General features: G+C 64.6%; 7 protein-coding genes. 3 read left to right on the forward strand and 4 right to left on the reverse strand.

Annotated features, from left to right (window positions below):
• Positions 1–155: 155 nt before the first annotated feature.
• Complete coding sequence (locus BRA42_RS13240) at positions 156–3,551, forward strand: HEAT repeat domain-containing protein (protein ID WP_342770719.1); 3,396 nt, start codon at positions 156–158, stop codon at positions 3,549–3,551.
• A 9-nt stretch (positions 3,552–3,560) separates the two neighbouring features.
• Here the strand turns inward: BRA42_RS13240 and BRA42_RS13245 are convergent, their stop codons facing one another.
• Both BRA42_RS13245 and BRA42_RS13250 read right to left on the reverse strand, forming a co-directional pair.
• A complete protein-coding gene (locus BRA42_RS13245) occupies positions 3,561–4,229 on the reverse strand; it encodes a flavodoxin family protein (RefSeq protein ID WP_292409177.1) in 669 nt (222 codons plus the stop codon).
• A 54-nt stretch (positions 4,230–4,283) separates the two neighbouring features.
• Positions 4,284–4,751 (reverse strand): FxLYD domain-containing protein, encoded by a 468-nt coding sequence (locus tag BRA42_RS13250; RefSeq protein WP_342770720.1) that lies wholly within the window; start codon positions 4,749–4,751, stop codon positions 4,284–4,286.
• Positions 4,752–4,891: 140 nt separating this feature from the next.
• Between BRA42_RS13250 and msrB the strand changes: the two genes are divergently transcribed.
• Entirely contained in the window at positions 4,892–5,377 is a 486-nt protein-coding gene (msrB, locus tag BRA42_RS13255; protein ID WP_292409173.1) for a peptide-methionine (R)-S-oxide reductase MsrB, read from the forward strand.
• An 18-nt stretch (positions 5,378–5,395) separates the two neighbouring features.
• On the opposite strand, the gene BRA42_RS13260 is transcribed toward msrB, so the two are convergent.
• Both BRA42_RS13260 and BRA42_RS13265 read right to left on the reverse strand, forming a co-directional pair.
• The gene (locus tag BRA42_RS13260; protein WP_292409171.1) at positions 5,396–6,451 is read right to left on the reverse strand and encodes a hypothetical protein; all 1,056 of its coding nucleotides are present in this window, start codon (positions 6,449–6,451) and stop codon (positions 5,396–5,398) included.
• Between the two features lie 89 nt (positions 6,452–6,540).
• Positions 6,541–7,731, reverse strand: a complete 1,191-nt coding sequence (locus tag BRA42_RS13265; protein WP_292409169.1) for a hypothetical protein — start codon at positions 7,729–7,731, stop codon at positions 6,541–6,543.
• Positions 7,732–7,858: 127 nt separating this feature from the next.
• Between BRA42_RS13265 and BRA42_RS13270 the strand changes: the two genes are divergently transcribed.
• Positions 7,859–8,482 carry a class I SAM-dependent methyltransferase gene (locus BRA42_RS13270; RefSeq protein ID WP_342685933.1) on the forward strand — a complete coding sequence of 208 codons (624 nt, stop codon included), beginning with the start codon at positions 7,859–7,861 and terminating at the stop codon, positions 8,480–8,482.
• The last annotated feature ends 250 nt before the right edge of the window (positions 8,483–8,732 follow it).

Genomic DNA, 8,732 nt, shown 5'->3' on the forward strand with positions numbered 1-8,732 from the left:
GAACCGGGAGCAGGCCGGGTGGGTGTCAGGCGCAGCCATGGGGTATCTCGGGGACGGAATGGAAGGTTTATTGGCCGCAAATAGAAAATATATTTGAATTTGCCGCGTTGTGGCTGAACAGAGGGCTACGGTACGCAGGCTATGGGTAATGGGACATGGCTTTATTTGATAAATTTCTGACGCATATCGAGCGGTTACGGTCGGAGAAGGATTGTCCCGACCTGATCGGGGCACTGGATAGCGAAGATCCCGATTACCGTGCCGCTGCGGCGCAGGCTCTCTGTAAGTCCGGCGCCTCCGCCGTCCCCGATCTCCTTGACGCGCTGGAGAATGCCGGTCCTGCATCACGGGCGCGGATGGCAGAGGCCCTCGCATCGACCGGCGCTTCTTCCGCCCCGCTGCTCCTCGCCCTGATTACCCGGGCAAGCCCCGCCCTGCGGGTATCCATCGGCCGTGCAATCGCAGGAACGCCGTGCGACTCAATGTTTGAGGTCCTCCTGCCCGCACTGCACCATGAGCAGCCGGCCATGCGGTGCGCCGCGGTGTTCGTCCTTCGCGGGATGGGCAGGAAGGCAATCCCGCACCTCGCGGCGGCGCTCCGTGACAAAGACCGTTCGGTCCGGAAGGAGGCGGCAGGTGCGCTCGCCGCACTGCGGTGGACGCCCGACAATCCACTTGAAAAGGTGCAGTTCTACTTCCTCCTGGAAGATTGGGCGGAGCTTGCAAAACTTCAGGGAGCGGCCGTCCCGACCCTCCTCAAGGCCCTCGGCAGCAAGGAGACCCGAATACGGTGCGAGTCCGCACGGACGCTCGGGAAGATCCGTGATCCCCGGGCTATTCCGGGACTGATTGCGGCGGTGGAGGACCCGGAGATGGACGTCCGCATACGCGCCGTTGAGGCGCTCGGGGAGATAGGCGACGACCGGGCGAAACCCCCGCTGGTTGAAGCCCTCCACGATCCCCATCATCAGGTGAGGATGGAGGCGGCCTGGGCGCTCGACCGGCTGGACTGGATTCCGCAAAGCGACATCGAGAGGGCGGATTACCTGATTGCAAGAGAGCAATGGAACGAACTTGTCCGGATGGGGAGACCGGCTATCCCGCCGCTCATCCAGGCTCTGGAGGTCGAGTATTCGGGTGTCCGCACCGGTGCGAGCGAAGCGTTGCGACACCTGGGACAGCCGGCATTCGACGCCCTGAACGCGGCAATGCGGGCGAAAAGCCCTCGACTTCGTGAAGAAGCCCGGAGTGCGCTGGAGTACATCCGGTTGCGCCAGGAGGAAAATTCCCGGATGCGGCCGATCCCGGAAGACCCGTCTGAATACGACAGGGAACTGGAAGAGGCGCTTGCCGCCCGGAAACGGATTGAGGAGCAGTTGGGTCCGATGGCCCGGGCGCACAACCGGCCGCCCCGCAATAGACCCAGACCGCCGGTACAGGAAGAAGCGGTGCAACCCGTTGCCGATGAGAAGGCCGCCGGACCGGAACCCGCCGCCCGGCAGCCCGTCGATGCCGTCGACCTTGATACACTCCTGGAGGAGAGCCGGAGGGCCGAGGAGACGTGGACCGGAGTGAAGGCCAGGATTCGCCAGCGAAAACGGGTTTCTCTCGATGAGATCGTTCCGGCCGGCGATGAGGAGCAGGCGGCCGAAGAAGAGGAGGATGCCGGGAATGATGCTCCTGCCCCCGAAGCATCGGACGCGGCGGTTATGCCCGACCCGGTTCTTCCCGCCGCACCATCGAAGGACGCCCTCGACCCGGTTCCGGAGAGAGCGGCGCTCGAGCGGTACCTCAACGCCCTACAGAGCGATGATGAGGAGATCCGGGCGACGGCTGTTGCGGCGTTGCGCAGTTTCGGGAAGCCGGCGGTTGCGTTTCTGATCCTGGCACTCGCCGACCCGCATCCCGGCGTTCGGATCGCCGCCGCGGAAGGGCTTGGCGAGCTCGGCGATGAAGACGGCGTCGATCCGCTGGTCCGACTCACCGGTGACCCCGAGCGGGACGTCCGCATTGCCGCTGCCGGCGCACTCGGAGGGATCGGGGATTTACGTGCAGTCGGCCCGCTGATTCGTCTGTTTAGCGACGGATACCCCCTGGTCCGGGCCGCTGCTGCTGCAGCTGTTGCGGCGTTCGGCCGGGATGCACTTGAGCCGCTCGCGGCGGCTCTCTCCGATCCGTTGCCGACGGTCCGGCTGACGGCGGCGAGAGCCCTCGGGACCGTCGGAGACCCCCGGGCGATACCGCTCCTTATCGGACACCTGGATGATCCTGCCCGTGAGGTCGGCGTGGTTGCGGCCCGGACCCTCGGGGGGTTCGGGCGCCCTGCCGTCGAACCGCTCTCACTGGTGTTGAGGGAGGGAGGACGGGAGAGACGCCTTGCGGCGGTCGATGCGCTGGCAGGGATCGACTCCGTTCAGGCAAAAGAGGCGTTACAGTACGCCCTGGGCGATGAGGATAATGAGGTCCGGAGTAAAGCCGCCGCTGTGCTTCTGAGGCGGCGGCGCGCGGCGGACGTCCGGCCGGACATCCCCGGCGACCCGTCCTGGCAGGAGGTTAAACCGCTCATTATTGCGCTCAAGAGCAAGTCTCAGGAAGTGCAGGTCTCTGCCGCCACCCGGCTTATCGGGATGGGGCGCCCTGCCGCCGAGGGGCTCATCCTGGCGCTCAAGGACGAGGACCCGGAGTTACGGGCCGCAGCCGCCGGGGTCCTCGGCGAGATGCGGGAGGCGGCGGGCGAGCCGCTCATGAATGCCTTAAACGACACGGACCGGTTCGTCAGGCTCGTTGCTGCCCAGAATCTCGGTAATATCGGAGATAAACAGGCCACCGAAGTCCTGATCGCCTCCCTGCAACGGGAACCCGACCCTGCCGTCCGGGCGGCCGTGGCGGAGGCGCTGGGCTATCTGGGAAGCAGGCAGGCGATAGAGCCGCTGGCCCTGGCACTGCGGGACAGGGACGAGTTTGTCAAGGTTGCCGCTGCCCGGTCGCTCGGTTACATCGGGGACAACCATGCCATTGAGCCGCTTGTCCAGGCGCTCAGCGACGTGGACGACCGGGTCCGGTATGCCGCTCTCGAGGCCCTGAAGGACCCCGGCGGTGGGGTGCAGGGCCGCCTGGTCAGGGCGCTCCGGTCCGGGGACGGAAAGTTTCGTGCCGGGGTTGCCGAAGCACTGGACGCAGGCGGCTGGAAGCCGGAGACCGGCGAAGAAAAGGCGCTTTACCTCATGGCCCTGGACCGGTGGGCCGAGGTGGAACGGGTCGGCCCCGATGCGCTGCCGGTACTTGCCGGGGCGCTCTCCGACCCGTCGATAGAGGTGCGGGCAGGCGCCGTCAGGGTTATTGCCCGGATCGGGGGGGAAGGCGCCGTCGCCCCCCTCATTCTGGCGCTCCGGGACGATACCCCCGTGGTCAGGATGTGGGCAGAACGGGGCCTGATTGATATCGGCGATGCAGCGGCCCCCGCACTCCTCCTCGCGGTCCGCGAGGCGCAGCCGGAGGCGCGCGCGGGGTTGCAGCGGGTCCTCGATGCAATTCGCGCGAAAGGACCGTAAGAAGAGTCCCTAGGACATCCGCCCGGCTGCCTTCCAGTAGTCGTACTCATGGTGCCAGCGATCCTTGTTCGCCGTGATCAGGGCTCGCATACGCTCGAGCATCATGGCGTGGAGTCTCTCCTGCTCCGGGTAGGTCTCCTTATTCGCAATGGCTTCGGCAAGTCTCCTGCCGAGTTCGTAGGCCCTCCCTTCCGCAGGCACGATCGTCTCCGGGTCTCCCCCGAGGACCACACCGACACCTCCCACAGTGTTCGCGCCCAGGGTCTGGAGAACGCCGTTGAGGTACGACACGACCTCATCCGCTCCGGACCCGCCTGCCGTGGCGACGGAGCACCCGTACTTCCCGATGAACATCTGGCAGTGGATGGCATCGGCCATCCGGTCGAAGAGGGTCTTTGTCTGGGCGGTGACGGAGTTGATGTAGTTGGGCGAGCCGAGAACGATGCCGTCGCTTTCGAGCATCGTCTGGTAGAGCCCGGAAAAATCGTCGTCCTTGATGCATTCCCCTCGTTCGCAGCAGACCAGGCACCCGTTGCAGTACTCGATCTGGAGTTTGCAGACATCAACGATCTCAACATCGGCTCCGGCGCTCGCGGCTCCGTCGGCGACCGCCCGGACCAGCCGGAGCGTCTGGCTCCGCAAGCCGCGGGGACTTCCGTTGATAGCAACTATTTTCATCTTTTCTCCTCATTCCGAATGTTTGATGGGGTTGTTTCGATCCTATCATGTGTATTACGGGATGTCATGTGCGACAGTGATCTCGGCGTGGTACTGCCGGTCGCAGTCGCCGGGGAGCGGCTCAACGGTGAAGATCTTCTTCTCGCCCGCCTGGAACCGGGGGGCGAAGCGGGTCTCCGTCGACCGGATCATGCCGTTTTCGTCGTCAATGAGCATGAACCGGATGACGACGTTTCTTCCGGGAGCATCGCCGGTGTTGGTCACCGTTCCCGTCGCAACCCAGTAACAGGACGTGTCGGTACGGAAATGCTTCTCCAGCGCGGTGATGGCGGCTGAGAACGACGGCTCTGGCCCGGCAGGCGAGTAGGTGGCATGAGCGGTCGGTGTTCCCTCCGGCGTCGGGGTGGGCGCTTCGGGTCCCGGGGGTGCCTCCGTACAACCTGCCACGGCAGCAGTGCCGGCAAGAGAGGCGAAGAGCAGAAGGCTCACGAGGATCTTTTTCGCAACGGACGTATCCTGCATGCTGATTCATCGTCCCGGAGGCTATATAACGGATATGGAAATGTATCCGGGACCCCCGACCCGCCCACCCGGACAGGGACTGGGGAAACGATTTATAGGCATTAAGAATAAGTGGCCGGCTGGAACCTGGAGGAGTGCTGATGAGCGAGAACGCCGCAAAAACCCTCGGGACGGTGAAGGTCTGCAACGCCGTGACCGGCAAGGTGGAAGAGGTCGAGAGAGTCGTCAAATCGGACGAGGAGTGGCGGCGCCAGCTGACGCCGGAGCAGTTCTCTGTCGCCCGGAAGGAGGGCACGGAGCCGGCGTTCACCGGGGAGTACTGGAACTCTACAGAGGACGGGCTGTACGTCTGCGTCTGCTGCGGCAACCACCTCTTCTCCTCAACGACAAAGTTCGAATCGGGCACAGGCTGGCCGAGTTTCTGGAAACCAGTATCGGACCTGAACATAAAGACAGAGCCCGACACCCGGTTCTCCATGGTCCGGACCGGGGTGCTCTGCAGCCGATGCGACGCCCACCTCGGGCATGTCTTTGACGACGGGCCGCCCCCGACCTCTATGCGCTACTGCATGAATTCGGCATCGCTCCGGTTCGTGCGGCGGGAGGCCCTCTCACGGCAGGGGTGAGAAGCCTGCCGTGAGGGGTCATGGCGTCCCGCCGAGGCGCCAGACCGGGCTGTCTTTACCGATCTTCGCCTGGAGGTAGGCGCGGGCCGGGTCCAGGTCCTCCGGGACCTCGAAGAAGAGGTATCCCGTCACGGTCTCGCCCCGATCGAGAGCGACCCTGGAGTATGACCCCCCCTGGTTGGTCGGGCCGGGCGATGCAAGCGGACGATAGGTCTCGGCGGCGTAGTGAAGGGTAAAAGCGCTCTCCGGCGGCGTCTGGAAGCGGGTGTTGGTGCCGTCTCCCCGATGACCGAGGTGCGTCGCCTTGACAGCGACCATGAGGTAGACCTTTCCCGGCTCCGCAGCGTACTGCACCGGTTTCGTACCGGAGGTCTGGAACGCGTGCGACCAGGTTATCGGGCCGGCGATCAACGAGGCGGAGTTCTCCCGGCGGGCATCGTCGTAGCAGAACCGTTCACCGGGCTGGAGAGCGTCGGGAAACGCGGGAACGGGCTCCTCATCGAGGCTCATCGGGCCAGCGGCCGGGTTGTCTTCAGGGGAACGGCTGCAGTCCTGCAGGGCGTCGGAGAGGCGTTCGGTCCCGATAGCCAGGCGGTTCAGCGCATCGCCAGTCACGCTCCGGTTCACGGGGATGCCCCCGCAAAGCAGGGTGCCTGCTGCGGCGAACTCGTCGAGCGCAGCGATAAATTGTGAGCGCACAGGCTCGTTTTCGGGGGAGATCTCGAGATCGGCGGCCGCGGTGGAGAGGTTCTCCACGAGAGAAGAGAGTTCGCCCGCCCGGTCCCGGAGCGCCGCGTCGTCTCGTACATGTATGGCATGTATCTGCTCCACCGAGAGTCCCAGGAGCGGGATACCGGCCCTGGCTATAAGCGACTCCAGCCTCTCGTCGTCGCTCACCGGTTCGGCGAGGAGGTCCGCAACGTTCTCCGACCCCGCTTCGAAACCGGAGCCGTTCTCGGGAGCGCCGCTTTCCTCCGTCGATGAAGAAGGAGGGACCGCCGCGCATACCGCCGGGAAGAGAATCAGGGCGGCCATCATCGTCCCGATACAGCCGGCTATGATCAGTGCCGTCATACGGGGGTATCTCAGCGTCACAAGGAGGATATCGTGCCCGGAAAAGATATGGATTGCGATTACGGCGCCTCCGCGTCGGGGGAGCCGGTTCAGGGAGCCGATCCCAGCGTCCTTCCAAGCGCCCAGACGGGCGACGCGTCGCCGCCGAGGTCCACGCGGACAGAGCATTCGTCGAGCGGGAGCGCCGCCGGCACGTCGAAGACGATATATCCTGCCTTTTTCTCGTACCGGTTCAGCGTTGCCGCGGCGTAGGGTTCACCGAGAGACGTCCTGTCTGAGAGTTTTACCGGGGCGTAGGTCGTGTTGCGGTAATGGAGGGTGAAAGCCTGGAGGTCCGGCGTCCGCACGGTGTATACCCTGTTCTCTCCTCTATGGCCCAGGTTCGTGGCTTTCACCTCGACGAGCAGGAACATCCTTCCGGGCTCCGCCACGACCGCTTCTCCGCTCCCGTCGAGAAGGTGGTACATACCGGTGCCCACCGTCGATTCCAGCATCAGGGAGATGTCGTTTGCGCGAGACCGGTCTTCGTAGATATACCGTTGCAGGAGCGCCAGTTCTTTGCCGGGAGCGGCCGGCCGGGGCAGGGAGAGGTTGACCGCCGCAATCTCCCCCGGCGCCTCCAGCACGGGGTACTGCAGGCATCCGAATGCCTCCCGGAGACGGTTCGACCCCTGCCGGTTTGCTTCGAGGGCGGTATCCACCATTGTCCTGTTGAGGGGAGCATCTCCCTGCAGAGCCTCTCCGGCCGCTACGTACGAGCCGAGGGCAAGGGCGAACGAGTCGTTCAGGCCGCTCCGGTCGTCGGAAATACGAAGCGCCGAAGACTCCTTGAGAAGGTCCGCCGCGAACGTCCGGAGCGCCGCGGCACTCTCCTTTGCCGGTTTCTCATCCCAGGCCTGGAGGGCGTAGACGTTCTGCACCGAGAGGAGCATGAGCGATATGCTGTTCTCTTCCACCAGTCGGGCGAGTTCGTCGTCGTCGTACTCAGGGACAGGTGCCGGGGTGTTTTCGGTCTCGTTTTCGGTCTTGTTCTCGTCCGGGACCGCCGGTTCATCCGCTGTCCCCGGCACGGACCCGGGAGTGAGGTTCAGGGGGTGGCTGCTGGAAACCCGCTCCTCAATCCCGGCGAGGACGGCGGAGAGGTCCCGGACATCGGATGGCTGCCCGGAACCGGCCGAGACCGGGTCGGCGGCGTCGGGAGGCACCGGGGAGGGGGCAAAGAGGACGCCCGTAAAGACCACGAGGGCCAGTATCATTGCAACGGCATCTGAGGAGTCCACGAGGGTATAATCTTCTTTTCGTAACGCAAAAACCTTCCCTGAAGCCTGGTGCACCGAACGGGTCCCGGATGGACGCCGCGCGAGCGGCACGAAAGATTATCTTTCGACGGCACCGACCTCTGGACCTGTGACCGTTCAATCGTCTCCCTGGGACGAAGACTACCGGAGGCGGGGAAACCTCTGGGGAGGAGCGCCGGCGCCGCTCCCGGACCTTCCGGCCGGTGCCGCCGTCCTTGAGGTCGGCTGCGGAAACGGCAAGACTCTCGGGGCGCTTATCCGAAGATCCGCGCGCGTGGCCGCGATCGATCTTTCTCCCCGTGCCGTCGCCCTCGCCCGGCGGCACCCTGATGCGGCATCGGCCTCTTTCGCCGTCGCCGATGCCCGGTGCCTGCCGTTTTGCGCAGAAACGTTTGATGCGGTCTTCCTGGTCCACATCGCCGGTCACCTGCCCGGGCCGGGCCGTCGAGCCGTAGCAGCCGAGGTCTGCCGGGTGCTCGGGACCGGTGGGACGGCTTTCTTCCGGGGCTTTTCCGTTGAGGATATGCGCGCCGGGAAGGGAACGGAGACGGAGCCGCAGACGTTCCGGAGGGGCGATGGCATCCTCACCCACTACTTCACCGAGGATGAGGTGCGGGAACTCTTTGCACCGCTCGTCCCGGTCTCGATCCGGACGCACCGCTGGCGGATGCGGGTCAGGGGCCGGGACCTCCCCCGGGCCGAGATCGAGGGGTTCTTCCGGAAGGCGGAGTAGGTGGACCGGGAGGTTTTCATGCAGCGGGACGATCCTCGGTGGGTGTGGTTTGTGCCTGACGGGGCTGGAATCTGGAAGTTTCTCTCAACTGCAACTTTCAGGTTTGGATCTCAAATAGGGTGCAGATTCACACACATGCTGCTTGAACTTCAGCAGGAGCGGTCTTTACTACGGCATCGTTTCCTCGTTTGTACAAACCATACACGGATTTCTATCGAATATCGCCATGGGGGTGGGGACAGGGGAGGGG

It is taken from the genome of Methanoculleus sp. UBA374 (assembly GCA_002508705.1).
In the GTDB taxonomy this organism is placed as follows: Archaea; Halobacteriota; Methanomicrobia; order Methanomicrobiales; family Methanoculleaceae; genus Methanoculleus; species Methanoculleus palmolei.

Coding starts and splice junctions, on each gene's coding strand:
- BRA42_RS13240 (WP_342770719.1), top strand. CDS start 156: ATGGCTTTATTTGATAAATTTCTGACGCATATCGAGCGGTTACGGTCG.
- BRA42_RS13245 (WP_292409177.1), bottom strand. CDS start 4,229: ATGAAAATAGTTGCTATCAACGGAAGTCCCCGCGGCTTGCGGAGCCAG.
- BRA42_RS13250 (WP_342770720.1), bottom strand. CDS start 4,751: ATGCAGGATACGTCCGTTGCGAAAAAGATCCTCGTGAGCCTTCTGCTC.
- msrB (WP_292409173.1), top strand. CDS start 4,892: ATGAGCGAGAACGCCGCAAAAACCCTCGGGACGGTGAAGGTCTGCAAC.
- BRA42_RS13260 (WP_292409171.1), bottom strand. CDS start 6,451: ATGACGGCACTGATCATAGCCGGCTGTATCGGGACGATGATGGCCGCC.